The following is a 25200-nucleotide window of genomic DNA, read 5'->3' on the forward strand; positions in this document are numbered from 1 at the left end:
CCGTTACCGCCCTCAACGGGATCGAGTTTCCCGAACCGAGCGCGGGCTCTGTCCGGGGGCAGTCATACGCCATACGATGCTGCAGATATCCACGGCGGCCATATGGTGGACTGGAATCCGGTCCTGAGTTCGCCTGATGGGGAGGTCAATCCGTATCGGGATCGGATGGTTGCGCGCGAGCGCGACTTGATCCGCAATGATGGCTGGGCGTCCGCTGCTGTCACGCGCGCGATCGACAACGTCGTTGGTGCAAACTTCCGCCCGATTGCCAAGCCAGACTATCGAGCATTGGCCGCGATCAGCGGCAACAAGGGATTCGACCATCAGTGGGCGGAAGAATGGAGCCAAGCATTCGCGGGCTACTACCGCGCCTGGGCGGATGACACATCGAAATATTGCGACTCCGAACGGTTTCAGACCCTGCCGCAGCAGTACCGGCTGGCGTTTCGTCATCTTCTGTCAGATGGGGATGCGCTGGCGATGATTCGGTGGATGCCGGAACGGATCCGAGCCGGAGGCGCGCGTTATGCCACGGCGGTGCAGATCATCGATCCAGACCGGCTTTCGAACCCGCAGCTGCGCTTTGACCAACAGACAATGCGTGGCGGAGTTGAGGTCGACGAAAACGGCGCAGCTGTGGCCTATCACGTTCGCAAAGCGCATCAGGGAGACTATTTCAGCGCCGCCAGGTCGATGACGTGGGAGCGGATCCCCAGGGAAACGGAATGGGGCCGGCCTGTGATTGTTCATTGCTTTGATCGAGAGCGTGCGGGACAACATCGCGGTGTTGGGTTTCTGACTCCGGTTGTCAATCGTCTCAAGATGCTGATCAAGTACGACGGCACAGAGCTTGATGCGGCGATCATCAATGCCTTCTTCGCCGCCTATATCGAAAGCCCATTTGATCATGAGCTGGTCGAAGGCGCGCTCAGCGCGGACGATTCGAAGTTGAGCGCGTACCAGGCTGAGCGCGCGAACTATCACAAGGACAGGCGCACCGCGTTGGGTGATGTCGGAATGAGCCTGCTCTTTCCCGGCGAGAAGATTGGCTCCGTTTCTGCAAATCGCCCAAGCGCCAATTACGACGGCTTCTCCAGCGCCATGCTGCGGCATGTCGCGGCCGGCACTGGACTGGTAGCGCAGCAAATCAGCCAAAACTGGTCTGAGATCAACTACAGCGCCTTTCGAGCTGCAATGTTGGAGGCGTGGAAAACGTTTCATCGGCGCCGCTATGACTTCGCCGTCAACTTCTCGGCGCCCGTGGCCGCTGCGTTCTTGGAAGAGTCTATGGAAGTGGACGACTACCCAATGCCGTCGGGACCTGTGCCGCATTTCTTGGAGGCAAGGTCGGAGTACTGCCGGGCGCGGTGGATGGGGCCAGGCAAGGGGTATGTGGATCCCGTCAAGGAAAAGCAGGGTGCCATTCTTGGCTTGCAGTCGGGCTTGTCCACGCTGGACATCGAGGGGTCGGAGCAGGGCGAGGACTGGCGGGAAGTTGCTGACCAGCGAGCCGTTGAACAGGCGTACTACCGAGAGCGTGATTTGCCAATGCCGGTATGGTCCGTGGAACAGCCGAAGGAGCCGCCGGCTAGCTCGCCCAATGCTGGCGATGAAGATAAGGAGAGGGCGTAATGCGATTCGGGCATCTTTGCCAAAGACTATTCAATACACCGCTTGCCATCCGGCCCGAGAAAGCCGAGGTGATCATGGCGGCCCTGGCGGAACGGCTGGGCGTATCCAAGATCATGAGGCTGGACGGCACGGAGGTTCTGGCGCAGCCGCTCGCATTCTCGGGAGACGACGACTTCTCGGGACCAGGGCGCGCACGCCAGACAGGGTATGACCTGGTAGGCCCCGTGGCCGTGATCCAGGTAGAGGGCACGCTGGTGCAGAAGCTCGGTACGCTGAGACCGTATTCGGGCATGACCGGCTACGACGGCATTCGGCAGAACTTCTTGGAGGCGCTGTCCGACCCAGCCGTTGAGGCAATCGTGCTGGACATCGATTCGCCGGGAGGCGAAGTCGCTGGGTGCTTCGATCTCGTAGACACGATCTACGCGGCACGTGGTGAAAAGCCCATCTGGTCCGTACTGTCGGAGTCGGCCTACTCGGCGGGATATGCAATTGCAAGCGCCGCGGATCGGATCGTTGTGCCGCGAACTGGCGGCACCGGATCCATTGGCGTGATTTCAATGCACGTCGATTGGAGCCAGGCGCTGACCGAGGCGGGCGTGAAAGTGACGTTTATCACTTACGGCGAGCGCAAGGCCGATGGGCACCCCGAGATTCCACTGTCCAAGGAAGCGCTTACGCGGTTTCAAGCTGACATCGACACCATGGGGGCGCTGTTCGTTGCCACGGTGGCGCGCAACCGCGGCATGTCGGCAGAACAAGTCCGTCAGACGGAAGCGGGCACGTTTATGGGCGAGGCTGGTGTTTCGGCGGGCCTTGCCGATGCGGTGATGTCGCCAGACGCCGCCTTTCGGTCTCTTATCGAGTCCATCTCGTAGCAGGCCATTATTTTGACCTTTCTCTATATAGAGGTATGAAACATGAGTGACGTGAAAGCGACCACGCCGTTTGCCAAGTTTCTTGGTCTGAGCCTTCGGCGCAACGGTGCCAAGGCGGCAGGCGGGGCGTCGAAAAGGGCGGACGACGACAAGAAGCCCAATCCCGACGCCGACGACGAGGACGAAGACGAACGCAAGAACGCCAGCGTTGTCGGCGAGGACGACGAGAACGACAAGCCAGGCAGCAAAGGGCGGCGCGCTCAGGAACCGGACGACGACGCGGAGGACGATCAGGACGATGCCGACGCCGAGGACGAAGACGATGAAGCAGGAGCTGAGGATGATGGCGACGATGACAAGGATCCGAAGGCACGCAAGGCCGCAAAGGCTGAGCGAACTCGCGCCGGCAAAATCATCGCGCATGGCATCGACAAGGGCTGCGTCGAGGCAGCTTCTGTCCTTGCGTTCACCACTGGCATGTCGTCTGCTTCCGCCATACGTGTGCTGGATCAACAAGCTGCGGCAAATATGCGGGCAGCGCGTGGCGCCAATGGGCTATATGGCCGCATGAATGCAGCGCAACTGCCCAATCCCGGGGCCGGTGCAAATCATGGCAGGCAGATGTCTGCTGCGCAGCTCATCATTGCTGCCGGAAAACGCCGCCGGGGCGAAGCGGCTTAATAGAAGGTCTACGATTCAATCATCATAGGAGGGACAGGAAATGTCTCTGAGCATCATCCCCTCGGGGCCGAATTCGGTGGCCCCGTTTGCACGCGCCGAAACGTTCGTGCCGGATCAGTTGATTGCCGGCCATCTCAACCTGATCACGCAGGACATCTTGGTGGCTGCTGGGAGGCTCCTGCGAGGCACTATCCTGGGGCGCATCAGCGCCTTCGGCGCCACCGTTGCCGCCGGCAGCTCCAATAAGGGAAACGGCACTGTGGCCGTGACGCAGGCGTCGGGCGAAAAAATCGGTGCATACGCACTCGTTGCCGCCAGCGATACCAAGTTCAACGTGACGGACCCTTCAGGCGCTGCGTTGGCAGACGCCACTGTTGGCGCTGACTACAACGCCGGCGGCATCGCCTTCAAGATTTCCGCTGGCACTACAGCCTTTGCTTCGGGTGACTCGTTCACTGTGACGGTGGCAGACGGTGTTGGCAGTTTCGTCAAGAGCGTCAAGACGGCGACAGACGGTAGTCAGAACCCCGTCGCGGTGCTTGTCGATGACGTGGACGCAACGGCCGGGCCGCGCCCGGGTAGTGCGTACTTCATGGGCGAATTCAACGCGCGCGCCATCATCTTCGATCCGTCTTGGGCGCTGGATAACCTGCGAGCCTCGTTGCCCAATGGCGTCTATCTGAAGTCTTCGGTATCGGCGGCTGATCCAACTTAGGCGCCGGATCAACCTCACCTCTTGCCCACCCCGCCCCGAGCGGGGTTTTTGTTGGGCAGCAATCAATTTTTATGGAGAGTGAACCATGGGCAGTTTTGTCTATGACACCAATGCGTTGATCCAGACCGTCCCCAACTTGAAGACCGCGCAAACCTTCCTGTTGGACCGATTTTTTCCGAACTTCGTCACGGCTGATACGGAGGAAATCTCGATCGATGTGGACGTTGGTCTGCGTCGCATGGCGCCGTTCGTATCGCCGCTCGTTCAAGGGAAACTTGTTGAGCAGCGTCGCTATCAAACCAACATCTTCAAGCCCGCATACATCAAGGATAAGCGTGCGCCGGACCTGCGAAAGCCTGTTCGCCGCATGATCGGAGAGCGTATCGGTGGCGAAATGTCTGGTGCAGAGCGCGAGGCGGCCAATCTGGAGTTCGAACTGACCGATCAGGTTGATGTCCTGAATCGGCGCCTCGAATGGATGGGAGCGCAGGCCCTGACCAAGGGTCAGGTCATCGTCGAGGGTGAGGGCTTCGATACGGTGGTTGTGGATTTCGGTCGAGATCCGGAACTGACGGTGGGTCTAACGTCCGCCAAGCGCTGGACGCGTGCGAACATCGGAACGGAGAGCAATCCGGGTAGCGTCAGCCCGTCAGACGATGTGACGGCCTGGGCGACCCTGATCCTGAAGAAGTCCGGCGCCCAAGTGCAGGACATTGTGTTCTCGATTTCGGCTTGGCAGGCATTCAAGCAGGATCCCGCGCTCAATGGCGCGATTGTGTTCCCGGCCCAAGCGCCGTTTGGCAACCAAGTGAACCCCGCAACGTCCCCGGTCAAGGGGGCGAAGTACATGGGCCGTTGGGGCACCTACGATCTGTGGATCTACAGCGATTGGTTCGTGGATGACAACAACGTCGAGCATCCCCTATTGCCGGACGGTGGCCTGATCATGTCTGGCCCTGATCTGATGGGTACGCGTGCCTTCGGCATGATCCTGGATCCGGAGTTCAACTACCAGAGTCTGCCGTTCGCACCCAAGACCTGGGTGGAGAAGGACCCGGCGCAGCGCGTTCTGCTGATGCAATCGGCTCCGCTGATGATACCCAGCCGCGTCAATGCGGCGCTCTATGCAAAGGTGGTGTGATGAGCGATCAGGACAAGCAGGTGCGCGTCCTGATCGAGGTCGCGCGAGGTCGTTCTGTCGTCGGTGAGGACGGGAAGGTATATCGGCCAGGTGAAAGCCTGGAGGTGGATAGGGCGGACGCCGACGCCCTCATAGGAGATGGGTTTGCCCTTGATTCGGAAGAGACGGGCGCAGTAGCTGCCGTGATTCAGCCCATCCAGGGGCGACAGACCATCAAGATGGTGTCGCGGCAGGAATCTGTGACGCAGCAGCCGGCGGCAACCTCCCGGGGCGCTCGATCGCGCCGATCAGCCGATCTCGGGGATCAATAGAGGGTGGCGTCATGATCGATTTCGATGCGCGGGTGAACTGCTCAGTATCCAAGGCGTTCGGCGAAGAGTTTCTGTACGAGCACAAGTCGGGCTTGAGCTATCCCGTCACTGGGGTCTTTCATGATGGATTTCGCCGACAGGTTTTCGATAGCGACGGGACGCCGGCCATGGCGACATCCGATCCCTTTGTGGGGGTGCGGATGGTGGAATTGCGGGAGCGATACGGCCAGAACGACATTCTTGTCAGAAAGAAAACCGGCGTGCGGTATCGGATTGCAGAGCCGCAGCCGGATGGTATGGGCTGGATCAATTTCAAACTGAAGGTGAGTGCATGACGACATCAGTGGATCTTCGGCTCCTGGCCGTCGATGCGTTGAAGGACGCAACGACAGCAGGAGCCAATGTGTACAGCCCACGCGATCTGGCGACTTGGGACGGCGACTATCCCATGCTGGTGGTCACGGCGCCGCAGGAGGATGGTCAAGGGCTGGGGCGCATCGGTGCGCCGCAGTTCAATGTCACAACGACGTTGCGTGTTCTGGGGCGGGTACAGCGGGCCGCTGAAGACGACGATCAGGCGGCGGCGAGGCTGTATGAAGATCTGGAGGCGATGAGGGATCAGGTCAAGCGCGCCATTATTAACCATCCGGCCATCATGGGGCTGCTACAGCAGTATCCATTCTTCAGGTCAGCGATCGATGAAGCCGCCCGTGAGGATTCTGGTCTTCATCAGGGCCAAGTGGTTGTCGATATTGGCATGGAGTTTTTCCAAGGACCTGATGACTTCTATCAGGAGCCCTACCCGGGACTGGCGGTGGTCCAGGCCCAGGTCTCCATGCCTGACGGAACTGAGTTCCCTGGCGCAACAATCAATCTTCCCCAGTAGGAGGAAATCATGTTTATCAAACCTGCGCCGGGGATGCTGATTCGGCACCCGGTGACACGAGACCTATTACCCGAATCGGGTATGGATGTCGATGACAACGACCGCTACTTTCTTCAGCGCCTCGCCGACCGTGATGTCGTGAAGGTCGAACAGCCTGTCCAGTCGGCTACCGAGGTTCGGAGCAACAAGGCATCCAGCCCGACCCGTGGAGGTGAGGCGTAATGGCAAATCTCTCTTTCAACAATATTCCGCAGAACGTGCGAGTGCCGTTGTTTTTTGCGGAAGTCGACAACAGCCGCGCCAATTCTGGCGCGACTACGCAGCGCGCTCTGATCATCGGACAGATGACGAGTAGCGGCGAAGGTACTGCCGGTGTGCCCGTGATTTCGCAAGGAATCGCGGACGCCAAGAGAGTCGGCGGCATTGGATCCATGCTGGCTGCCATGACGATGGCCTATCGCCGGGCCGACAACTTTGGTGAAGTGTGGTACTTGCCGCTCGCGGACGCATCGGCCGGCCAGCCCGGCAAGGGCTCGGTGACATTTACCTCCAATTCGTCGGATGCAGGCGTCCTGTCGCTGTATATCGCTGGTGCGCTGGTGTCGCTGAGCGTCCTGCCCTCCCAGGCGCCCGCTGCGCTGGCCACGGCCTTGGCGGGCAAGGTCAACGGGGCCATCGATCTGCCGGTAACCGCGGAAGTGGACGGGGCAACGCCCGGTAAGGTCAATTTGACAGCCAAGAACAAGGGGCTGGCGGCTGGCGACGTTGATCTTCGCCTGAACTACCGAGGCAGCGCCGCAGGCGAGATGCTACCGGCCGGGCTGGGCATCACGTTGACGCCGATGAGCGGTGGCCAGCTCAATCCCCTCTTACCGGAGGCGCTGGCGAATCTCCAGGACATGGAGTTCGACTATATCGCCATGCCGTACACGGATTCGGCATCGCTTGACGCGATAAAGACGTTTCTCAGCACGAAGACGGGGCGCTGGGCGTGGTCGAGCCAGCTGTACGGTCACGCGTTTGCGGCGCATCGTGGCACGCTGGGCGCGTTGACGACGTTCGGGAATGGCCGAAACGACGAACACGTATCGGTGATCGGTTTCAATGATTCGCCGACCCCAGCTTATGTATGGGCGGCGGATTTGGCTGGCACGGCGGCGTCGTCGCTGCGCGTAGATCCTGCCCGACCGCTCCAGACGTTGTCCCTGTCTACGGTACTGGCGCCACCCCTGCAATCACGGTTTGACCTGTCCGGTCGAAATACGCTGTTGTGGGACGGAATCTCGACCTTCACGGTAGGGTCGGATGGCACGGTCGCGCTCGAAAACGTGATCACGACGTATCGTGTCAATGGCTTTGGCGTGCCCGACGATAGCTATCTGCAGGTCGAGACGCTGATGACGCTGACCTATGTGCTTCGCAGGCTGCGGGCTGTGGTCACGAGCCAGTTCTCGCGCATGAAGCTAGCCAGCGATGGGACGCGCGTCGCGCCCGGCACGAACGTTGTGACGCCCGCAATCATCAAAGGCGCCCTGATCGCCGAGTATGCGCGTATGGAGTTGGACGGCTTTGTCCAGGAGAGCGCTAAGTTCGCTGAAGGGTTGATCGTGCAAAAGAACACGCTCAACCCGAATCGGGTGGACGTGCTCTATCCGGCGGTATTGATCAACCAGCTGCGCATCTTCGCGCTGTTGATGCAGTTCTCGCTGCAGTAGCCGTTGAATCAAGAATGGGCCTCGGGCAAGCACCTGAGGCCCTTTCCTTTTAGGAGTGGGAAATGAGCAGAGGATTGCTGGCCGGTACCGCCTCGGTCACGGTGGATGGCACGACCTATATGGTCGAAGGGGCGTTTAAGTATCGACCCTCGACGGTCAAGCGCGAAACGCTGACGGGTATGGATGGCGTGCATGGCTACAAAGAAACGCCGGTGGCCGGGGCGATATCGATGTCGTTACGTGATGCGGGCGATTTTTTGGTCGCAACGGTCAACGGCATGCGCAATGTGACGGTGGTGGCGCAGTTGGCCAATGGCAAGCTGATAACCGGCAGCGGCATGTGGTCTGTCGACGACCAGGAGGTTGACTCGGCCGATGCGAAGTTCGATGTGCGGTTCGAAGGCCCGACCGTAACGGAATCGAGGGCCTAGGCCGGATCGAACACTCAATAGGAAAGGAAATGGAAGACCAAAAACTCATCCCACTGGATCCGCCGATCATGATTGGCGACATGGAATATTTCTCGATTGCGCTACGAGAACCCACCGCTGGGGAGCTGGAGAGGGCGACAAAGGGAAATCCACCGGCCATGAAGACGGTAATTGACCTACTGGCGATGGTAGCGGGCGTACCTCGCCAGGTGATCGAAAAGTTGCCGCAGCGCAAGTTCAGGGAGGCATCCGAGTACGTCTCGGGTTTTACCGAGGATGGCCCGACGACTGGCGAGGATCAGTCGCCGAGCTGACGAAGTACTACGGCTGGGGGCCGTGCGACGCGTGGGATCTGCCCTTGTCTCGACTGGTTTGGTGGCGTGGGGAAATGCGGCGAATGATGGAAGCGGGGTTATTCAATGGCTAGCACGTTTAGCTACACCATTACGGCGGTCGATAAGGTGTCGGCGGTCGTCAACGGCATAAGTGCCTCCATCGACAAGATGACGGCGCCGATCCGCAAGGTGCAACAGTCAGTGGTACGCCTGAATGCCTCGCTGGGTCAGTTGGCTAAGAGCACGGGCCTGGACAAGATCGGCCGCGGGCTATGGCGACTCGGGACGGCAGCGACGGAGGCCGCTCGCCGAATGATGTCGATGGTGCCCATCCTGGGCGCCATCACAGGTGTCGGGATTGTGGCCGGCGTTGCCGCCTTGACTCGAAGCTTTGGCAATGCGGCGAATGAGATATCTAGCACGTCATTCTCGTTGGGCGTATCGACCAAGGAATTGCAGAAGTGGGAAGGGGCCAGCCGCCTAGCAGGGTTGGCCGCGGGATCGGCGGGGCAGGCGCTCAAGTCCGTTGGGCAGGTCTTTGAGGATTCCGTCCTCGGCCGTAACAACGAGGCGGCCCAGGTCATGCAGCAGTACGGCATCCAGGTGCATCGCCTGAAGAATGGCTCCATCGACGCAGGGCGTGCCTTGGAGGATATTTCGCGCGTGGCGGGAGGTATGCACAATGCGCAATATCGTGAAAAGTTCCTCGGGGTCTTTGGACTGCAGGGAATGGACGCGCTCCTGGGCAAGGGGTTGCCGCAGTTGCGAGCGAAGCTGCAGGAGGCGCAGAAACGAGGTGGACTGAGCGATGAGCAAATCCAGGCTGGCGAGCGCTACAACACGCAGCTGGTCCAACTTGCTCTATCGGCGGAGAAGTTCAAGGGGGTGATGGCCGCCGGGCTTGCGCCGAGTCTGGAGCGAGTTGTGGAGCTGGTCGACCGGCTCACGCAGAAGTACGGCGAACAGGTCGCATCGAAGATCGCCGAGTATGTGGAGCGCATTGCCAACTGGATAGACAAGACGGATTGGGCCAAGGTTGCCCGTGATGTTGGTGAATTTGTGGATAGGATCGGCGGCGTCGAGGGGATCGCTGTCGCGCTGGCAGCCATTACCTTCGCTGGCCCGATTTCTGCCGCGGTGACGCTAGCGGCCGCGCTTGCCAGCGTAACACTTGGGGTGATGAAGCTCAGCACGGTCGCTGTGCCGGCGCTGGCGAAAGCCGGCGAGAAGATCTTGCCGAGGGTCGGCGCGAATGCTGGTTGGTTCGGTCGAGCACTACCATTCGCAGCTGGCGCATATCTTGCCCTCAGACCGACAGAGCTTGGCGATGATCAGCAGATCTTGCGGGACCTGGAATCTGGCAAGACCAAGTATGCCTTTCAGCCCACGGGCACGGGGAGAATGGTGCCAGGCCCGGACGGAAAGATGGTTTACCAGTACACCGAAGACGGTGAGCCAGACTCCGCCAGCAAGGCTCGTTTCGACGAACTGGAGTCCAAGTACGGGCTACCGTCGGGTCTGCTCGACAGCATGTGGCTGCAAGAGTCCGGTCGCGGCAAGAACATGATTTCTTCGGCCGGCGCCGAAGGGCACTTTCAGTTCATGCCCGACACTGCGAAAGAGTGGGGGTTGAGAGATCCCTACAATTTCAAGGACTCGTCGGATACCGCTGCGCGCTACATGCAATGGTTGCTCAAGCAGACTGGGGGCAACCTGAGCGAGGCGCTGGCCGCCTACAACGGCGGAATCGGCAATCTCAAGTCGAAGGGGCTGGAGCGAATGCCCGCCGAATCGCAGCGCTATCACGCACAGGTCATGGCTCGGCTGCCGCAGGCTCACGCGATGAGCCCGACCGCCGCTCCGCCGAGACAGGTGGCGATGGCCGATCCGTCCAATGGCAGCGCCCCGGGAGGCGCCAGCCAGGGGAACAAGGTCGATCTGAATTTGACGATTCACGGCGCGCCGCCAGGCATGACAGCCAGCGTTTCAACCAGCGGCAACACGTCGGCGCGGATCGCGCAATCGGGGCTTACCGATGCTCCGCTGTAGGAGGTACATATGGGAGTTTTCTCCAAGATCGAATCGGTAGCGGGTTCCGTTTCGGCTGGCCTGCGGGGTATTGCGGGCGTTGCCACGGCACTAGGCGGTGGTACGTGGGAACAGTCGCTGCGCATTGCGAGCCTTGGTGGGGTGCCGTTCGCGGTTGAGTCCGCCACGACTGCGGGCGGACGCCAGAGTGTAGTGCATGCCTATCCATTTCGAGACACGGTTTGGGTAGAGGACATGGGCAAGCTCGCCCGCCGGTTTCAGATCTACGGGTTTCTTGTGGAAAACAGCGTCATCTATGGTGGCGGTGGTGTAGTCGCGCAGCGCGATCGCCTGTTGCGGGCCGTCGAAAGCAAGCCGGGTGACAGCATTGCGGCGCTAAACGGTCTGACGTTGGTCCACCCAACGCTTGGGACGATTCGCAACGTCAGCTGTCTCGGGCCGATCGAGTTTCTGGAACGGGCTGATGCCGGCCGCGTGCTGCAGTTCCGAGTGACGTTGCTTCAAGGCGGGCCTCGGTTTTTCCCTGCCTCAGTTTCTTCGACGGGCGACGTGGTGGCAAGATCCGCAGACAGCCTCTTTGGGGCGGCTGTCGAGACGCTGCAGCGGGCCATGAGCGTTGTGCAGGAGGTGGGCTCTGCTATCACCCAGGCCGTTTCGACGGCGATGCGATGGGTGGGCGTGGTACGCAATGCCATCAACGATGTGCGGTCCATTGGCGCAGCGCTATCCATCTTGCCAGGCCGCCTGGGACGACTTTTTGGCGGATCTGCCAAACCCAGTCGCCTGCCGAGTCCGCCGATAGTCGCGGCGCAGCGGCTTGCGGCCAATGCTGAAGCGCGGGCGGTAGCGATTAAGGATGGCAACACGCTGGTGGCTGCCGCAGGATCAATTTTCAAACCACAGGCGTTCGCAGATGCCGCGCGAGCGCAGGCCAAGTCTGTTGCGGCTACGGCAACCGATCCGGCCGATCGGGTGCGGCTGCTCGCATTGATGGTCAGTTTTCACCCGGCCGATCCGATGCCGTCCGGCGTACTGGGCCAGGCAATGAGCCGAACACAAGGTGCTTGCGCGGCGATGCTTCGCCGCAGCGCGCTGGCTGAGTTGGCGCGCGCGTCAGCGGAATACGAGCCCGCCTCCTTCGATGACGCGGTGGCGACGCGCGATCAGGTGACCCGGCTGCTGGATACGGAAATCCAGCTTGCGGGAGACACGGGCGAGGATGCGGTCTACCAGGCTTTGCGCGAGGTCCGCCAAGCGGTGGTCCAGGATATGGATACCCGCGGCGGGCGTCTCTCTCGCATGCGTGATGTCTCGGTTGCCACTGATTTGCCAGCACCAGTGCTGAGCATCCGTTTGTACCGTACCGGGCAGCGCAGCGACGAGTTGGTTGTGCAAACCGATCCAGATCACCCGGCCTTCATGCCGACTCGCTTCCGGGCGCTGGATGCCTGATCACCGCACACACAATCCAGGATGCGTATATGCGTGACGAAGTGACATTGACGCTGGGGGACCGAATCGCCTCGGGCTGGACCGACATTCGAATCAGTCGTGGCATTGAGCGGTTGCCGAGCGATTTTCAGATCGCCATGACCGAGTTGTACCCCGGTGAGGATCCCGTCGTAGTGGCGGAGCCCGGCATGCCGTGTGTCGTCAAGATTGGTGGCGTGCCGGTTATCACAGGGTACGTGGATCGGTACATCCCGAGCTTCAACAGGTCCGGGCATGGCATTGTGGCAACCGGACGCAGCAAGTGCCAGGACCTCGTCGATTGTTCAGCTGAATGGCCGAATGGGCAGATCAGCGGTGCGTCGGCAGCCGAGATCGCTGGCAAGCTCGCAGCCGCTTATGGGATTGGCGTTCGCTGCGACGTACAGGGGCTGCGCACTATTCCGCAGTTCAACATCTTGCTGGGCGAGACGGCATTCGAGATCATCGACCGCATCAGCAAATACAGTGCGCTGCTTGCCTACGACAATGAAAAGGGAGAGCTGGTGCTATCCCGAGTCGGTACGAAAATGCACGCCAGCGGCTTCTTTGAGGGGCTGAACGTGGAGGCGGCCACGGCCGAGTTTTCGGCAGATCAGTGCTTCCAGACCTACAAGTGCTATCTGACTTCCATCAACGTCCTGGGCGGTGACAACGACACATCAGGAAACCTGATCGAGACTGTGAAGGACGCTGGTGTGAAACGCAACCGCAAGCGCTACATCATCGCAGAGGCTGTGCCGGACTTTGTCAATCTGGCACGCCAGCGCGCCATTTGGGAAATGAATCGGCGCAATGGACGGTCGCGCGTCGCGCGGGTCGTCGTCGATAGCTGGTTCGACAGCGCGGGCGAGTTGTGGGCGCCGAATCGCCTGGCGCCCGTCTATCTGCCGTCTCTGAAGATCTCGGACGGTGACGGACCCTTGTTTTGGATCATTGCAGAAGTTTCGTACCTGCGCGGGCAGCGCGGAACGCAGGCGGAAATCCTGTTGATGGCGCCCGAGGCGTTCGAGGTTGCACCGATGCCATTGAATTATGGATTTTTGGACGGGGCGACGGTGCAGGGCTATGGAGGGACGGGACGATGAGTGTGGAACTGATGTCCAAGATGGCTCGCCGGCTGCTGTCCTTGGTAGGACGAGCCAAGGTCACCGCCTCCAATGACGCCGGACCCATACAGACGCTGCAAGGCAAGTTCAACGATCTGGAAGTGATCGATGGGATGCCGCGCGCAGCCGAATTTGGTTTTGCGTCTCGCTTGCCCGCGGGCACCGATTTGGTGGTGGTATTTCTCAACGGTGATCGCTCCAACGGCGTGGTGCTGGGGACCAATCACCCTACCAGCCGACCTCGGAACCTAACCGAAGGGGAAACTCAGATCTATAGCCTGCTCGGTCAGCGTGTTTACCTTTCGCGGTCCGGCATTGAGATTGAGGCGGCAGGGCTGCCGGTGAGGGTCAAGAACGCCTCGCAGATCACCGTCCAGTGCGAGACTTCCGTCAAGCTGATCGCACCTGGCGGGGTGGACATGGAGACAACGCGGTTGCGGGTATCTGGCGACATCATCGACAACGCGACGACCAACAACAAAACGATGGCGCAAATGCGCCAGATCTTCGACCGACACGATCATGGAGGTGTACAGCGCGGATCAAGTCGCACTGACACGCCCAGCGAGCATATGGGGTAGCGATGGATATCAAAACAGCATGGGATCCGGACAACGCTCGCGGAGACTGGGTGCTGGGCGGGTCGCAGGTAGACGGTATTTCGGAGTTGGAGACATCCATGCTCATCAGCATCTTCACGGACCGTCTGGCCGCCGTGGATGATCTGATTCCGGATGGAACGGACAACCCGAGAGGGTGGTGGGGGGATGATGCAAATCCTGAAGACAGCCCAGAAACTGCAGCGAGAAAAATTGGCTCGCACCTGTGGCTACTGGATAGAGAAAAGCAGATGGGACAGATCTTGCAGCGCGCCTATGACTATATCCGGGATGCGTTGCAGTGGTTAATCGACGACGGGGTTGTAACGCGCTTTGATATTGACGTGCGCTGGGTCCGGCGAAGCTTCCTTGGGGCGCGCGTGACGGCCCACAAACCTCAAGGTGCGACGGTGAGCGTTGCTTTTGAAACTGCCTGGAATGGAATCTACTGATGCCCTATTCAAGACCAAGCTTGACGGATCTTCGGTCCATGGTGAGCGCCGATATCGTGTCGGGGCTGCCCAACGGGCAAGCGCTTTTGCGCTATTCAAATGTCAGGGTGCTGGGCGACGTGCAGGCCGGCCTTGCTCATCTGCACTATGGCTTCCTGGATGGAATCGCAAGGGATGCCGTGCCGTGGACGGCGCGCGGTGAGTACCTGGCGGCCTGGGGGGCGCTCAAGAATGTCTATCTCAAGCCTGCCACTGGTGCCACTGGTGCAGTCCAGTTCGATGCTACCCCTGGGGCAATTTTGGACGAGGGGGCGGAGATCAATGCCGCTTCTGGCGTCGCCTATCGAACCGTGCAGGCGGCGACCGCTTCTGCCACGGGCCGCTTGACTGCATCCGTGGCGGCGTTGCTGCCGGGTGTTTCCGGAAATTGTCCTGCGGGTACGGTCATGTCGCTGGGCGTAGCGGTGCCGGGGGTTACGTCGCAGGGCCGCGCCTCATCCGATTTGACTGGCGGAGCAAACACAGAGGATCAGGAAGCGTTTCGTGTCCGTGTCATGGATGCCTACCGAGCGCCACCTCGGGGTGGTGCGGAATTGGATTATGTCACCTGGGCAAAGAGCGTTCCGGGCGTGACACGCGCATGGTGCCTTCGTAATGGCTACGGCGCGGGAACTGTCGTTGTGTACATCATGCTGGATGCGGCGCAAGCCGGGCATGATGGCTTTCCGGTAGGGCAGGATGGCGTCGCCACTGATGAGCCGAGGGGAGTGCCGGCGATTGGGGACCAGCTGACCGTGGCGAATGCGTTCTATCCATTGCAGCCGGTGACGGCGTTGGTATACGTGTGTGCACCACGCCGCAATTCACTGACCCTGACTCTAGAGGGACTAAGTGGCGCCAGCTTATCCACACGCGCGGCAATTGCTCAGGCCGTTGCGGGAGTCCTAATGCTGTCAGGTTCACCAAATCGGGCAGTCGTAAGTCGGACAGACATCGTGACTGCGATACGAGCCGTTCCGCAGACGGCGGGATTTGTGCTGAGTGGAATCGTTGGCCGCCAGGGTGGCGTGGAGACTGAATATCCCGGAAATATCACCAGCGATCAGGGATTCCTGCCCATTTTAGAGAACATCATTTACCGACCATAGGGGGGGCAGCAATGGCTGTCTTTTATAGCGCCCAGGATTTTGCGCGGGCGCTCTTGGCGTTGCTGCCGACTGGCCGGGTATGGCCCAAGGACTTGGAATCCGCACAGGGGCTGTTCATGCAGGCCCTGGCGCAGGTTTATGTGCGGCAGACGGCACGGTCGCGCAATCTGGTCATTGACGCCTTTCCGGCGACGACGGTGGAATTGCTTCCCGAATGGGAGAACACCCTTGGTCTGCCTGACCCGTGCGCCGGCCCATCGCCTACGCTTGGGCAACGCATCGCACAGGTTGTGGCCAGATTGACCGATAGTGGTGGACAGTCCGTGGCCTACTTCGTCGAGTTGGCGCGACGCCTGGGCTATGACATCACGGTTACGCAGCACGCGCCGTCTCGCTTCGGTCGGCGGTTTGGCTCGCAATTTGGCGATCAGGCGTGGGCGCATGCGTGGCGCATCAACGCGCCGCAATTTACCCGCAGGGCCTTGTCGTTTGGGCGATGCACCTTCGGAGAGCCATTTTCAACGTGGGGAAACACGGTACTGCTATGCGAGCTTCAAGCCGCAGCACCTGCACACACCACTCTCACTTTTTCCTATCAAGGATGATATATGGATCTTCTCATTGCGCCTGGCACGGTTGACGCCGCCCATGCGGACAAGGCGCCAGCAACCGGCACACCGGGCTGGGCTACCGATGGCAACCCTGCCACTGGAACGCCGGCTACCCTCTGGCCTGCGTATGCGTTTAACGCAATGCAGGAGGAATTGTCGACCGTGATCAAACAAGCGGGCATCTCGTTAAGCCGGGGCGACAACACGCAATTGCATGCGGCTATCAATGCGCTCATCAACAAGCAGCAGTCTCCAAACGACGCGACCGCCGGCCGCGCGCTCACTGTCGGGAACGCCTTCGGTATCGGAGCGGTAAACCATCTCAACCAGGTCGATCTCGACACAGTTCGAACTTCGGGGCTCTACAGCCAGTGGAACAGCTCTTGGGCGACGATCGCCAGCCACTATCCCGTCGCTGGCATCAGCGGCACTGGCAGTCTAGTCGTTGTGGCATCGGGCAATGGTGACACTGTCACGCAGCAGTACACAACGTTTGCTGATGCTCAGACGTATACCCGCGCGTGCGCCTTGGGGACATGGGGGAACTGGAAACGGACGGTCACCTCTGACGAGTTCACCGGCAGTAGCAAGCAATTGCTCGCTGACAATGGGTATCAGAAGCTACCCGGCGGTTTGATTCTCCAGTGGGGCGTCCAGGCGTCGGCGGCGTCGGGAAACACGAGCGCGTTCTTTCCAATTGCTTTTCCTGGCGGCACTCTCGCTGTGTTTGGCACTGGGCTGAATACGGCTGGGGGCATCCAAGCATATGTGACGCTCAACAGCTATACGAATGGCGGCGCAACGTTCAACTGCTTCTACGCACCGTCGGGGACTGCTCCGAGCCTTGTGTCTACTGTGAATGGTGTCAGCCTGCGCTGGTTCGCGCTTGGGAAAGCTTGAGGAGGTCAAGAAGATGGAACAAGTGAAAGCGTACTACGACCCAGCAACCGGCTGGCTATATCAGACAGACATCAACCCGCCGGAATCGATTCCTGCGTCCGCCATCGAACTGACCGGCGGCCCGGCTGAACGTGTTGCGCTGCATGAGGGTAGGGCTGCGGGGCAAGTCATAGAGCTTGATCACAAGGGCTGCCCGTGTCTCAAAGACGCGCCGCCGCCAACGGATGATCAGCTGCGACAAGCGGCCCTGGGGCAGCGGAGCATGTTGATAGCGCAGGCCGCTACCGCTATCGCGCCGTTGCAAGACGCGGTGGAATTGGGGATAGCCACGGAAGCGGAAAGCGCCAAGCTTGTTGAGTGGAAACGCTATCGAGTGCTGCTGTTGCGCGTTGATGAGCAGAAGGGTTTCCCGAAAAAAATAGAATGGCCGACACAACCTGAATAGGCCGCCGAGCGCGGGTTTTTTTACGCCCATAGGGGAAACGATTGAACATTCAAGAATTCGACGCCCTGGCTGCAAAGCTTGCTGGCGTGGTCGGGGCCATGGTCTCCATGCGGTTCCTACAGGGTTCACCCACCGCGAAGATCAGCATGGCGGCCACTGGCGCCGTGTTGGCCTACTACGGATCGCCGTGGCTTGCCGTAGGCCTCGGGATACCGGAAGGTCTGTCTGGTTTTCTGTGTGGCTTTTTGGGCATGGCCGTTATGTCGCGGCTGTGGCAGGCAGTGCAGGAGGCGCCCATCGGGGCGCTGTGGCAAGCGCTGCTCGACCGTGTTCGCGGCAGCAAGGGGATGTGACATGGATAGCACCATCTACATCACGTTGTGGGCCGTGCTTGCGTTCGTGAGCTGGCTCGTTGTAGCCGGCGGCGCTGCGCTGGCCGTTTTCTCGAAGTCGATCGAGGACAGCGCGCTGGAGCGTATCGGGCTGTCGGCCGTTTGCCTCACTGCCACGGGCGCGGCGTGCCGCATCGTTGTCGCGGGCTGGAGTAGCGCCGGTGATGCCGCGCTCGCAGTGTCTGCCGCGTTCTACGTCGCGGCCGTGACCATCAAACACATCAGGGAACCCAAGCAATGAACTTGTCGCAAATTGTCGAGACCGCCGTCGATCCTGCACTGGCGCTGCTGCCGGCCGCCATGGACTCGCCGGCCGCGCGCTGCATGCTGCTGGCCATCGGCCTGCAGGAAAGCCGCTTCGTCCATCGTCGGCAGATCGGTGGGCCGGCGCGGGGATTCTGGCAGTTCGAAAAAGGCACGCGTGCGAGTCGCGGCGGCGTATGGGGCGTCTACCTTCACCCCGCGAGCAAGGACCGCCTGGCCGCGCTGTGCAAGGCCCGCAGTGTGGCGTGCGACCCGGACGCGATCTATGCCGCGCTCGAATACGACGACGTGCTTGCCGCCGGCGTCGCGCGGCTGCTGCTCTGGACGGATGCAGCGCGCTTGCCGCGCATCGGGGACGCCGACGCGGCGCTGACGCTGTACTTGCGGACTTGGAGGCCGGGCAAGCCGCATCCGGCGAGCTGGCCGGCACTATACGCGCAGGCCGTGGCCGCTGTAGGGGTATGACATGCAAGCACTCATACAACGCGCCTGGGGCTACATAGCGGCCTTCTTGGGCGCAATTGTGGCTGTGCTGCTGGTGTACCTACGGGGGCGCAGCGCGGGACGCACAGACGAGCGGCAGGGCCGCGCGGAACAGATCGACAAGCAAGCCGCTCAGGCGCGGCAGGAGGTGCGCAATGTACAGGACGATGTGGCACGCAAAGACGATGATGCTGTTGCTGATCGCCTCAAATCTCGCTGGGTGCGCGGCCCCAGCGGCAAGGGTGGGCGTTGAGTATTGCGACCATGCGCGGCCGATCTATTTCGACTCGGCCGCGCAGGTCGATCAAACGCCTGCGTTGATACGGCGCCAGGCGCTTGAGATTAACGAAATGTGGGAACGGCTCTGTCAGCGCAGGCTAGATTAGCAGGTATTTTTTCAAAATCGCCCGCATCAGCTTTTGTGCGGAGGCATGCCCCGATTCGGCGGCTCGCACATGTAGCATCCGGTGCTCTTCTTCGGTGAGCCGTACTAGCGCGGAAAACTTCATGTCTTCGGAGGGGGTGTCGCCAGCGTCACTTGCATGACTCGCTAAAGCACTCATTACCTCCCCGACGGTTGCGCTACTGCGACCGATGCGAAGAACATCTGCTGCCGGGTCGTACCGCACCTTGTTTTTTGAGCCGGGAATGACGCGGCGCGCCTTAGCTAATTTAGCGGATTCGATGAGTGCCTGTTGCTCGACTGGTGTACGCAGCTTGTCGCCAGAAAAAACAATGCGTGCCTGCGAGGCCGTGAGAGCGTAGGCGGGAATTTCGGCTTCCGTGTATGCGCCCGTGCCGTCGATGGACAGTACACGCACAGGTTTGCCGTATGCCATTTCTCGCTGCTCATTTACCGGCAGCGCGGCAATGCTCTTTAGAATAGCGGGTTGTCCGGCAAAGCGGATCACGGCATCAGCATCAAGTCGGCCAGCGGCGATGTGAGGCAGATAAGAGGCAAGACCGACACGTAAGTCGTTTAAGTCCTCGCCGCGTTTTTCCAGTTCGTTCCAGATGGCGGCGAGGTACACCAAATGCTTCGCCGTCATCGTGAGAGATTGAGCAAGTCGCTCGCGCAGCTGCTGGGTACTCATTGATCCCAATTCCAGCGGGGTTAACGACTGTTCGGCACGCGCCGCGACGATTTCATTCATTTTCTTTTCGTTCCTGTAGTTCGGCGCCGGTTTGCATCAGCACAGCTAGGGCCGTTCGTTGTTTCCAGCGGACAAGTCGCTCGCGGGCCATCGTCTGCCAGCGGGCGGCAAATTCTGGATCATTGGCGATTCTGGTCCTTATGCTCTCGCGCTGTTCTTGCACGCGGTTCCAAAATTGGGAATCGCACTTGAGTTTTTGGTGGTAGCGCTCGGACTCCCGTCGAGCAGCTCGAATCTTGCGGCATTCTTCGCTACATGTCTTCGCTCGCTGGCCCGAATGAATGCCCTCTATCTCTTTACCGCACACCTCGCAACGGCCAGCCACGTATTCGGCGTGGCGCTTGGCCTTGCGTTGAGCCTCATACTCCGCGCGGTATTCGCCTCGTGTTGCGTCACGCCTGCGTGTACGCTCGCGCGCGCATTCGGGGCTACATACGCGAGCACTCGCGCTCAGGGTCAAAGGGATGACCCCGCCGCAAATACTGCAAGGGCGACGCTCAGCGGGCTTTCGTCCCATTTTGTGCGGCCTTTTTCTCTTCGATACTCTTCAGCAATCCCAGCTCAAGAGATTGAGCGACACGCCGGCCTGTAATTTTCATGCAAGCGGACTGACGGCCCTTTCCCGAAATGACCACGACATCGTCATTCGGCATGATGGCCAGGAATTGCTTTTTTGAATCCTTCTTGCCTCGGCGTTTGTTCATTTCTTGGCATCCGTTGCGCTATTGATCGGTTCCCACTCTGAGAGCTTGGCCGCTATTGCGGCGCATGCAAGGGCCGTTCTTCGATCGATTGCCACTGGCCTCCCGGTCGCAAACGCCGACCCGCGCTCCATCGCTTGCAGTGTCGGAAGACTGACTCCCAGGGCATCAGCCGCAGCGCGTTGAGAGTAGCCCATGTGCTGGCGCCAGGCCTGCATATCTGTGGGACTCATACGCGCTCCAGATCGCCTTCGCGGCCTTGCATATCGATCATGTACGCGGTGCCTTGTTCGTCGTTGATGGCGACTCCACGGAAGCCCAGCAGAGCGGCGGCGCGGGCGGTGTAGTGCTGCACGTCCCACGACGCGTCGGCGGCGTCCTCGGCTTCGATGCCGTCCACGTCATACACGCTCTGCGATTCTTCGATCAGCGCTTCCGCGTCATCTTCGTCCACGCCCAGGCGGTGGGCCAGTTCGGCGACCAGCGGGGCCAACTTTTCGGCGTCAGCGTGAAAGAAGAGCTGGCCGGCCTCAATGATGGCGGCCTCATCGATTTCGAGGCCGTACACCACCGATTCGCCAGCCGTCATGTTGTAGACATGGCCTGAGAAAAACAGGAACGAACCGAACCGGCCGGCGGTGCCGATGCTGCTGATTTCGCTGGGGCTGGTGTGGAACAGTTCCATGTCGTTCTCCATGTCAACGACTAAATTATATAGTCATTCCGACGGCCGTCAAGCACTACCGCGGCCCCATCCCCTTCCTGAGCTTGTACGGCGCCTCAAGTATTTCGGCGGTCCACTCCTTCCGCTCCACGACACACGGCTCTGCCGAGATGTGCTGCATCAGCTCGTCGTAGATGTCGCCCATCAAGCCTGACGGCCGCCGGAGGTCACAGGACACTTGGTCGAGCCTCAGGAGCAGCGAGCGCATGCGCTTGATCTCCCAGAGCAGGCGCCGCGTGTTCTCCGCGCTGGGCGGCCGCTGCTGGATCTCGTGCAGGTCTTCGAGGGTCAGGGGTGGCTTGAACGGCATGATGAAAACACTGGATTTTCGTCCAGTATATGCCGGCGTGAATTCTGTGTGATTTCTGTGTGAAACGGCAGACAGCCGGAGACAGAAAAGGGCGGATCGGTTATCCCGTCCGCCCCTGTCTGCTACTGTCTAATGCTTGCTAATTTGGTGGAGCCGGGGGGAATTGAACCCCCGTCCGCAAGCCCTCCGCAACCAGTTCTACATGCGTAGTCGATCTATTTGGTTTTAACCCTGGACTTAGCCAACCGACAGGCCGGACCAGAGCGATTCACGTAATTTAAGCCTGAACCGTGTGACCCCAGTGCAGACCGATTCCTTGTGAATGTCGCTGCTGCGGTTCGAGGGTTGCCCCCCTAGGAAGTTGCCTTCCTCCGCCTGACCCAAGGACAGATCAGTGCAGCGGCTCACCGCTTAAGCGGCGAGAGCGAAACGCTCGTCGTTGGCGTTTGTAGTGTTCCAGTGGTTTAACGAGCTTACTGGTGCTCGGCATGCCCTGAGTTGTTTCGCGACCCACGTCGAATCCGGATCGGCCCCAAGAACTCCATTGTAGCGGTAAACGCGATAGCCCGCTGCATTCCCGCGCGTCGCACCGCCGGGGCGTGGCGCGCGGGAGACGGCTGCGGCTCAGCTGGCCGCGTCCGGGCAGGCGGGCTTGGCCGTGGTCACCATGACATCCTCGGCGGCATGGTCGCGCCGGCCGCCGCGCGAGGCTGCCATCAGCGCGATGGCCAGCCCGACCGAGACCGCGACGATGATCGCCGCGGCTCCGCCCAGCGCAGCCAGGCCGTAGGTGTCGATCACGCGTCCGCCGACCACCGCGCCCAACCCGATGCCGATATTGGCGCCGGAGATGTTGAGCGATGCCGCGAAGGCCGGCGCCTCGGGCGCGGACTTCATCAGGCGCACGTGGCAGACGATGAACAGCGCGGCTTGGGCGATGCCCCAGACCGCCAGCGCGGCGGCCAGCAGGCCATGCGAGTGGATGACTGGCACCAGCGTGGCCAGGCCGGCGGCCATCAGCGCCGAGAACAGCGCGGTGGCGCCGAGCGGGCTGCGGTCCACCAGGTGGCCGCCCACGGTATTGCCGATCAGCCCGACCGCGCCGAACGCCATCATGGTCCAGCCCACGATCTGGCCGTTGAAGCCGGCCAGCCGTTCCAGCATGTCCGCCAGGTAGGTGTAGGCGGTGAACATGCCGGTGAAGACCAGCAGCGACAGCAGCACATGGCCGACCACGATGGGCTTGCGCAGGATGCGCAGCTGCGTGACGAGCTTGACATCCTCGCTCTGGATGCGGGTGCTGGGGAATGCGATCCACAGCAGCAGGGCCTTGGCGAAGGCGACGGCCGACAGCACGCCGAAGGCGGCGCGCCAGCCGAATGCATCCGAGATCAGCACGCCGATGGGAATGCCGAACACCGTCGCCGCCACGATGCCGAAGGCCACCAGCGAGATGGCGCGGCCGGCGCGCGCCGGGCCGACCAGCTCGACAGCGGTGGCGCTGGCCAGCGACCAGAACACGGGCAGCGCCAGCGCGGGCACGAAGCGCGCCACGGCCATGACCCAGATGTTGGGCGCGGCCATGGCCAGCGCATTGGACAGGCCGAACAGGATCAGCACGCCGATGAACAGGCGCTTGCGCTCGATGTTGGCCATCAGCGCCGTCAGCAGCGGTCCGGTGGCGGCGACCGTGAAGGCGAACAGCGTGACCAGCAGGCCGGCCTGGGACACGGTGACGTCCAGATCGCGAGCCAGGCCGGGAAGCAGGCCGACGATCAGGAACTCGGTGGTCAGGATGGTGAAACCGGCGGCCGAAAGCAGCAGGATGGGCAATAGCATAGGCATTCCTCAGGCGCGCGCGTGAAGCCGCGCGCGGGTGGACGGGCGTTGTTGAAGGGTTGAATACAGGTCTGGGTGAGCGGCCGGGGCGCAAGCCGGGCGCATCGCGCGCGAGAGCCGAAAGGCTGTCGGCGGGCGGACGGGGCGTCGGGAAGATGAAAAGTGGTGCCGACGCCGGCAGTCGCCGAAAAAAACAATCCGGATCAGTCCGGATGTTTTCCATGTCGGTACTTTAAACCACTTGCATTGCAGGATAAAGCGCGTGGCGTCGTACAAATTGTTCGACAGAACGAGCTAATCCGGTGGAGGGGGCCAGGGCTTTCGTCAGCGCTCCTGCGTGGTGGCGCAGGCTGTGAATGGCCGCGGACGGCACGACGTCCGCGGCACGACCTGGCGCGGATTCAGCGCAGATCGGCGGGCAGCAGGGGCTCGATGGCGGCCCAGAGTTCGGCGGGGGAGTGCGCGCAGCGCTCGGCTTCCCAGCTGCCTACGTTGTCTTCTTCGCCCACATAGCCATAGGCCGCGGCCACGGCCGGCATGCCGGCGGCATGGGCGGCCTGGATGTCGCGCAGGTCGTCGCCGACATAGACGCAGCGTTCGACGGCGAAACCGGCCTCGCGCGCGGCATGTTGCAGGGGCAGGGGGTGCGGCTTGGCGTGGGCGGTGGTGTCGCCGCAGACCAGCACGGCGCTCTCGCGGGTCAGGTCCAGGAATTCGACGATGGGCAGGGTCAGGTAGGTGACCTTGTTGGTCACGATGCCCCACGACAGGCCGCGCTCGCGGATGCCGGCCAGCAGTTCGACGATGCCGGGGAACAGCTTGCTGTGCACGGTGGATTCGGCGGCGTAGTCTTCCAGGAACTGCAGGCGCGTCGGCTCATAGTCGGCGTCGCCCGGTTTCAGGCCCAGCGCCACGCGCAGCAGGCCACGCGCGCCTTGCGAGGCGACCGGACGCAGGGCTTCGTAGGGCATGGGTTCCAGGCCCTTGCGGGTGCGCTGCCGGTTGGCCGCCGCGGCCAGGTCGGGGGCGGTATCGGCCAGCGTGCCGTCGAAGTCGAACAGGATCAGTGCGCTCATTTGCGGGTTGCCATCAGGTAGTTGACCGAGGTGTCGGCCGACAAGGAATAGATCTGCGTGATCGGGTTGTATTCCATGCCGCGCATCGACACGGGCTCCAGGTTCGCGCCGCGCGCGGCGGCCGACAGTTCGCTGGGCTTGATGAACTGCTCGTAGCTATGGGTGCCGCGCGGCAGCAGGCGCAGCACGTATTCAGCGCCGACGATGGCGAACAGGAAGGACTTGGGGTTGCGGTTCAGGGTCGAAAAGAAGACCCAGCCGCCAGGCTTGACCAGGGTGGAGCAGGCCCGCACCACCGAGGCCGGATCGGGCACGTGCTCCAGCATTTCCATGCAGGTGACCACGTCGTAGCGCGCGGGCTGCTCGGCCGCCAGTTCCTCTACGGGCACCTTGCGGTATTCGACCTTCACGCCGGATTCCAGGCCGTGCAGCTTGGCGATCTTCAGCGATTTTTCGGCCAGGTCGATGCCGGTGACCGTCGCGCCGGCGCGGGCCATGGACTCGGACAGGATGCCGCCGCCGCAACCCACGTCCAGCACCGTCTTGCCGGCCAGGCTGCCGGCGCATTCCTGGATCCATTCCAGGCGCAGCGGATTGATGGCGTGCAGGGGCTTGAACTCGCTTTCGGGGTCCCACCAGCGGCTGGCCAGCGCGCTGAACTTGTCCAGTTCGGCCTGGTCGGCGTTGACGGTGGCGGGAGCGGAATCTTCGATATGCGTGGTCATGGGCGG

34 protein-coding genes and 1 other RNA gene are annotated in these 25200 nt (G+C 61.3%); 25 read left to right on the top strand and 10 right to left on the bottom strand.

Features of this window, described 5'->3' with window-relative positions; genetic code table 11:
* Positions 1-102: 102 nt before the first annotated feature.
* The 25 genes from C2U31_RS13990 (at position 103) to C2U31_RS14110 (ending at position 18918) form a co-directional block, all read left to right on the top strand.
* A complete protein-coding gene (locus tag C2U31_RS13990) occupies positions 103-1632 on the top strand; it encodes a phage portal protein (protein WP_233772772.1) in 1530 nt (509 codons plus the stop codon).
* Positions 1632-2510 carry a S49 family peptidase gene (locus C2U31_RS13995; protein ID WP_103273312.1) on the top strand — a complete coding sequence of 293 codons (879 nt, stop codon included), beginning with the start codon at positions 1632-1634 and terminating at the stop codon, positions 2508-2510. Before C2U31_RS13990 ends, C2U31_RS13995 begins: the two co-directional genes overlap by 1 nt.
* A 42-nt stretch (positions 2511-2552) precedes the next feature.
* A complete protein-coding gene (locus tag C2U31_RS14000) occupies positions 2553-3191 on the top strand; it encodes a hypothetical protein (protein ID WP_103273313.1) in 639 nt (212 codons plus the stop codon).
* A gap of 40 nt (positions 3192-3231) precedes the next feature.
* Complete coding sequence (locus C2U31_RS14005) at positions 3232-3906, top strand: head decoration protein (protein ID WP_103273314.1); 675 nt, start codon at positions 3232-3234, stop codon at positions 3904-3906.
* Positions 3907-3991: 85 nt separating this feature from the next.
* Positions 3992-5047 carry a major capsid protein gene (locus C2U31_RS14010; RefSeq protein WP_103273315.1) on the top strand — a complete coding sequence of 352 codons (1056 nt, stop codon included), beginning with the start codon at positions 3992-3994 and terminating at the stop codon, positions 5045-5047.
* A complete protein-coding gene (locus C2U31_RS14015; protein ID WP_103273316.1) occupies positions 5047-5358 on the top strand; it encodes a hypothetical protein in 312 nt (103 codons plus the stop codon). Before C2U31_RS14010 ends, C2U31_RS14015 begins: the two co-directional genes overlap by 1 nt.
* Positions 5359-5369: 11 nt before the next feature.
* The gene (locus tag C2U31_RS14020) at positions 5370-5693 is read left to right on the top strand and encodes a hypothetical protein (protein ID WP_103273317.1); all 324 of its coding nucleotides are present in this window, start codon (positions 5370-5372) and stop codon (positions 5691-5693) included.
* Positions 5690-6244, top strand: a complete 555-nt coding sequence (locus C2U31_RS14025; protein ID WP_103273318.1) for a hypothetical protein — start codon at positions 5690-5692, stop codon at positions 6242-6244. Before C2U31_RS14020 ends, C2U31_RS14025 begins: the two co-directional genes overlap by 4 nt.
* Before the next feature lie 9 nt (positions 6245-6253).
* Positions 6254-6466, top strand: a complete 213-nt coding sequence (locus C2U31_RS14030; protein ID WP_103273319.1) for a DUF2635 domain-containing protein — start codon at positions 6254-6256, stop codon at positions 6464-6466.
* Positions 6466-7959 (top strand): phage tail sheath subtilisin-like domain-containing protein, encoded by a 1494-nt coding sequence (locus C2U31_RS14035; RefSeq protein ID WP_103273320.1) that lies wholly within the window; start codon positions 6466-6468, stop codon positions 7957-7959. Before C2U31_RS14030 ends, C2U31_RS14035 begins: the two co-directional genes overlap by 1 nt.
* Before the next feature lie 62 nt (positions 7960-8021).
* A complete protein-coding gene (locus C2U31_RS14040; RefSeq protein ID WP_103273321.1) occupies positions 8022-8390 on the top strand; it encodes a phage tail tube protein in 369 nt (122 codons plus the stop codon).
* A 29-nt stretch (positions 8391-8419) separates the two neighbouring features.
* A complete protein-coding gene (locus C2U31_RS14045; protein ID WP_103273322.1) occupies positions 8420-8704 on the top strand; it encodes a phage tail assembly protein in 285 nt (94 codons plus the stop codon).
* 105 nt (positions 8705-8809) lie between these two features.
* On the top strand, positions 8810-10774 hold the full coding sequence (locus C2U31_RS14050) for a transglycosylase SLT domain-containing protein (protein WP_103273323.1): 1965 nt from the start codon (positions 8810-8812) through the stop codon (positions 10772-10774).
* 9 nt (positions 10775-10783) lie between these two features.
* Entirely contained in the window at positions 10784-12226 is a 1443-nt protein-coding gene (locus C2U31_RS14055) for a DNA circularization protein (protein ID WP_103273324.1), read from the top strand.
* A 29-nt stretch (positions 12227-12255) separates the two neighbouring features.
* Positions 12256-13350 (top strand): phage baseplate assembly protein, encoded by a 1095-nt coding sequence (locus C2U31_RS14060; protein ID WP_103273325.1) that lies wholly within the window; start codon positions 12256-12258, stop codon positions 13348-13350.
* The gene (locus C2U31_RS14065; protein ID WP_103273326.1) at positions 13347-13952 is read left to right on the top strand and encodes a phage baseplate assembly protein V; all 606 of its coding nucleotides are present in this window, start codon (positions 13347-13349) and stop codon (positions 13950-13952) included. Before C2U31_RS14060 ends, C2U31_RS14065 begins: the two co-directional genes overlap by 4 nt.
* A 98-nt stretch (positions 13953-14050) precedes the next feature.
* Positions 14051-14422, top strand: a complete 372-nt coding sequence (locus C2U31_RS14070) for a phage GP46 family protein (protein WP_233772774.1) — start codon at positions 14051-14053, stop codon at positions 14420-14422.
* A 38-nt stretch (positions 14423-14460) separates the two neighbouring features.
* Positions 14461-15570 carry a baseplate J/gp47 family protein gene (locus C2U31_RS14075; RefSeq protein WP_158658376.1) on the top strand — a complete coding sequence of 370 codons (1110 nt, stop codon included), beginning with the start codon at positions 14461-14463 and terminating at the stop codon, positions 15568-15570.
* A gap of 11 nt (positions 15571-15581) precedes the next feature.
* A complete protein-coding gene (locus C2U31_RS14080; protein ID WP_103273329.1) occupies positions 15582-16175 on the top strand; it encodes a YmfQ family protein in 594 nt (197 codons plus the stop codon).
* A gap of 3 nt (positions 16176-16178) precedes the next feature.
* Positions 16179-17081 carry a pyocin knob domain-containing protein gene (locus C2U31_RS30790; RefSeq protein WP_199771002.1) on the top strand — a complete coding sequence of 301 codons (903 nt, stop codon included), beginning with the start codon at positions 16179-16181 and terminating at the stop codon, positions 17079-17081.
* 13 nt (positions 17082-17094) lie between these two features.
* Positions 17095-17526: a tail fiber assembly protein gene (locus C2U31_RS14090; RefSeq protein ID WP_233772776.1), complete on the top strand. Its 432-nt coding sequence runs from the start codon at positions 17095-17097 to the stop codon at positions 17524-17526.
* Between the two features lie 41 nt (positions 17527-17567).
* The gene (locus C2U31_RS14095) at positions 17568-17879 is read left to right on the top strand and encodes a hypothetical protein (RefSeq protein ID WP_103273331.1); all 312 of its coding nucleotides are present in this window, start codon (positions 17568-17570) and stop codon (positions 17877-17879) included.
* Between the two features lies 1 nt (position 17880).
* The gene (locus C2U31_RS14100) at positions 17881-18159 is read left to right on the top strand and encodes a hypothetical protein (RefSeq protein WP_103273332.1); all 279 of its coding nucleotides are present in this window, start codon (positions 17881-17883) and stop codon (positions 18157-18159) included.
* Positions 18156-18647, top strand: coding sequence for a hypothetical protein (locus C2U31_RS14105; protein ID WP_103273333.1), 492 nt, complete (start codon positions 18156-18158; stop codon positions 18645-18647). The genes C2U31_RS14100 and C2U31_RS14105 overlap by 4 nt, the downstream gene beginning before the upstream one ends.
* Position 18648: 1 nt before the next feature.
* The gene (locus tag C2U31_RS14110) at positions 18649-18918 is read left to right on the top strand and encodes a hypothetical protein (RefSeq protein WP_103273334.1); all 270 of its coding nucleotides are present in this window, start codon (positions 18649-18651) and stop codon (positions 18916-18918) included.
* Positions 18919-19042: 124 nt separating this feature from the next.
* Here C2U31_RS14110 and C2U31_RS14115 read toward each other — a convergent pair whose 3' ends face one another.
* From C2U31_RS14115 to ubiG, 10 genes are all read right to left on the bottom strand, one after another.
* Positions 19043-19819, bottom strand: a complete 777-nt coding sequence (locus C2U31_RS14115; RefSeq protein ID WP_103273335.1) for a hypothetical protein — start codon at positions 19817-19819, stop codon at positions 19043-19045.
* A complete protein-coding gene (locus C2U31_RS30555) occupies positions 19812-19982 on the bottom strand; it encodes a hypothetical protein (protein ID WP_158658377.1) in 171 nt (56 codons plus the stop codon). The genes C2U31_RS14115 and C2U31_RS30555 overlap by 8 nt, the downstream gene beginning before the upstream one ends.
* A 334-nt stretch (positions 19983-20316) precedes the next feature.
* Positions 20317-20523, bottom strand: coding sequence for a hypothetical protein (locus C2U31_RS30560; protein WP_158658378.1), 207 nt, complete (start codon positions 20521-20523; stop codon positions 20317-20319).
* Positions 20520-20753, bottom strand: coding sequence for a DNA-binding transcriptional regulator (locus C2U31_RS31235; protein ID WP_103273336.1), 234 nt, complete (start codon positions 20751-20753; stop codon positions 20520-20522). Before C2U31_RS31235 ends, C2U31_RS30560 begins: the two co-directional genes overlap by 4 nt.
* Positions 20750-21205, bottom strand: a complete 456-nt coding sequence (locus tag C2U31_RS14125) for a hypothetical protein (protein WP_158658379.1) — start codon at positions 21203-21205, stop codon at positions 20750-20752. Before C2U31_RS14125 ends, C2U31_RS31235 begins: the two co-directional genes overlap by 4 nt.
* Before the next feature lie 55 nt (positions 21206-21260).
* The gene (locus C2U31_RS14130; protein WP_103273338.1) at positions 21261-21554 is read right to left on the bottom strand and encodes a hypothetical protein; all 294 of its coding nucleotides are present in this window, start codon (positions 21552-21554) and stop codon (positions 21261-21263) included.
* Positions 21555-21699: 145 nt separating this feature from the next.
* Positions 21700-22088: a transfer-messenger RNA gene (ssrA, locus tag C2U31_RS14135) on the bottom strand.
* A 90-nt stretch (positions 22089-22178) separates the two neighbouring features.
* Entirely contained in the window at positions 22179-23393 is a 1215-nt protein-coding gene (locus C2U31_RS14140; protein WP_233772777.1) for an MFS transporter, read from the bottom strand.
* Positions 23394-23794: 401 nt separating this feature from the next.
* Positions 23795-24469, bottom strand: a complete 675-nt coding sequence (locus C2U31_RS14145; RefSeq protein ID WP_103273339.1) for an HAD family hydrolase — start codon at positions 24467-24469, stop codon at positions 23795-23797.
* Positions 24466-25194 (bottom strand): bifunctional 2-polyprenyl-6-hydroxyphenol methylase/3-demethylubiquinol 3-O-methyltransferase UbiG, encoded by a 729-nt coding sequence (gene ubiG, locus C2U31_RS14150; RefSeq protein WP_103273340.1) that lies wholly within the window; start codon positions 25192-25194, stop codon positions 24466-24468. The genes C2U31_RS14145 and ubiG overlap by 4 nt, the downstream gene beginning before the upstream one ends.
* Positions 25195-25200 lie beyond the last annotated feature (6 nt).

This window comes from Achromobacter sp. AONIH1, assembly GCF_002902905.1.
GTDB lineage: Bacteria > Pseudomonadota > Gammaproteobacteria > Burkholderiales > Burkholderiaceae_B > Achromobacter.

What these genes read in the sequence shown, in the direction of transcription:
- C2U31_RS14040 (WP_103273321.1), top strand. Translation starts at nt 8,022, where the DNA reads ATGAGCAGAGGATTGCTGGCCGGTACCGCCTCGGTCACGGTGGATGGC.
- C2U31_RS14045 (WP_103273322.1), top strand. Translation starts at nt 8,420, where the DNA reads ATGGAAGACCAAAAACTCATCCCACTGGATCCGCCGATCATGATTGGC.
- C2U31_RS14075 (WP_158658376.1), top strand. Translation starts at nt 14,461, where the DNA reads ATGGTGAGCGCCGATATCGTGTCGGGGCTGCCCAACGGGCAAGCGCTT.
- C2U31_RS14065 (WP_103273326.1), top strand. Translation starts at nt 13,347, where the DNA reads ATGAGTGTGGAACTGATGTCCAAGATGGCTCGCCGGCTGCTGTCCTTG.
- C2U31_RS14110 (WP_103273334.1), top strand. Translation starts at nt 18,649, where the DNA reads ATGCAAGCACTCATACAACGCGCCTGGGGCTACATAGCGGCCTTCTTG.
- C2U31_RS31235 (WP_103273336.1), bottom strand. Translation starts at nt 20,753, where the DNA reads ATGAGTCCCACAGATATGCAGGCCTGGCGCCAGCACATGGGCTACTCT.
- C2U31_RS14140 (WP_233772777.1), bottom strand. Translation starts at nt 23,393, where the DNA reads ATGCTATTGCCCATCCTGCTGCTTTCGGCCGCCGGTTTCACCATCCTG.
- C2U31_RS14030 (WP_103273319.1), top strand. Translation starts at nt 6,254, where the DNA reads ATGTTTATCAAACCTGCGCCGGGGATGCTGATTCGGCACCCGGTGACA.
- C2U31_RS14070 (WP_233772774.1), top strand. Translation starts at nt 14,051, where the DNA reads ATGCTCATCAGCATCTTCACGGACCGTCTGGCCGCCGTGGATGATCTG.
- C2U31_RS14145 (WP_103273339.1), bottom strand. Translation starts at nt 24,469, where the DNA reads ATGAGCGCACTGATCCTGTTCGACTTCGACGGCACGCTGGCCGATACC.
- C2U31_RS14060 (WP_103273325.1), top strand. Translation starts at nt 12,256, where the DNA reads ATGCGTGACGAAGTGACATTGACGCTGGGGGACCGAATCGCCTCGGGC.
- C2U31_RS14055 (WP_103273324.1), top strand. Translation starts at nt 10,784, where the DNA reads ATGGGAGTTTTCTCCAAGATCGAATCGGTAGCGGGTTCCGTTTCGGCT.
- C2U31_RS14035 (WP_103273320.1), top strand. Translation starts at nt 6,466, where the DNA reads ATGGCAAATCTCTCTTTCAACAATATTCCGCAGAACGTGCGAGTGCCG.
- C2U31_RS14125 (WP_158658379.1), bottom strand. Translation starts at nt 21,205, where the DNA reads ATGGAACTGTTCCACACCAGCCCCAGCGAAATCAGCAGCATCGGCACC.
- C2U31_RS30560 (WP_158658378.1), bottom strand. Translation starts at nt 20,523, where the DNA reads ATGAACAAACGCCGAGGCAAGAAGGATTCAAAAAAGCAATTCCTGGCC.
- C2U31_RS14000 (WP_103273313.1), top strand. Translation starts at nt 2,553, where the DNA reads ATGAGTGACGTGAAAGCGACCACGCCGTTTGCCAAGTTTCTTGGTCTG.
- C2U31_RS14115 (WP_103273335.1), bottom strand. Translation starts at nt 19,819, where the DNA reads ATGAATGAAATCGTCGCGGCGCGTGCCGAACAGTCGTTAACCCCGCTG.
- C2U31_RS14010 (WP_103273315.1), top strand. Translation starts at nt 3,992, where the DNA reads ATGGGCAGTTTTGTCTATGACACCAATGCGTTGATCCAGACCGTCCCC.
- C2U31_RS30790 (WP_199771002.1), top strand. Translation starts at nt 16,179, where the DNA reads ATGGATCTTCTCATTGCGCCTGGCACGGTTGACGCCGCCCATGCGGAC.
- C2U31_RS14020 (WP_103273317.1), top strand. Translation starts at nt 5,370, where the DNA reads ATGATCGATTTCGATGCGCGGGTGAACTGCTCAGTATCCAAGGCGTTC.
- C2U31_RS14080 (WP_103273329.1), top strand. Translation starts at nt 15,582, where the DNA reads ATGGCTGTCTTTTATAGCGCCCAGGATTTTGCGCGGGCGCTCTTGGCG.
- C2U31_RS13990 (WP_233772772.1), top strand. Translation starts at nt 103, where the DNA reads ATGGTGGACTGGAATCCGGTCCTGAGTTCGCCTGATGGGGAGGTCAAT.
- C2U31_RS14130 (WP_103273338.1), bottom strand. Translation starts at nt 21,554, where the DNA reads ATGCCGTTCAAGCCACCCCTGACCCTCGAAGACCTGCACGAGATCCAG.
- C2U31_RS14025 (WP_103273318.1), top strand. Translation starts at nt 5,690, where the DNA reads ATGACGACATCAGTGGATCTTCGGCTCCTGGCCGTCGATGCGTTGAAG.
- C2U31_RS13995 (WP_103273312.1), top strand. Translation starts at nt 1,632, where the DNA reads ATGCGATTCGGGCATCTTTGCCAAAGACTATTCAATACACCGCTTGCC.
- C2U31_RS14090 (WP_233772776.1), top strand. Translation starts at nt 17,095, where the DNA reads ATGGAACAAGTGAAAGCGTACTACGACCCAGCAACCGGCTGGCTATAT.
- C2U31_RS14005 (WP_103273314.1), top strand. Translation starts at nt 3,232, where the DNA reads ATGTCTCTGAGCATCATCCCCTCGGGGCCGAATTCGGTGGCCCCGTTT.
- C2U31_RS14015 (WP_103273316.1), top strand. Translation starts at nt 5,047, where the DNA reads ATGAGCGATCAGGACAAGCAGGTGCGCGTCCTGATCGAGGTCGCGCGA.
- C2U31_RS14105 (WP_103273333.1), top strand. Translation starts at nt 18,156, where the DNA reads ATGAACTTGTCGCAAATTGTCGAGACCGCCGTCGATCCTGCACTGGCG.
- C2U31_RS14050 (WP_103273323.1), top strand. Translation starts at nt 8,810, where the DNA reads ATGGCTAGCACGTTTAGCTACACCATTACGGCGGTCGATAAGGTGTCG.
- C2U31_RS14100 (WP_103273332.1), top strand. Translation starts at nt 17,881, where the DNA reads ATGGATAGCACCATCTACATCACGTTGTGGGCCGTGCTTGCGTTCGTG.
- ubiG (WP_103273340.1), bottom strand. Translation starts at nt 25,194, where the DNA reads ATGACCACGCATATCGAAGATTCCGCTCCCGCCACCGTCAACGCCGAC.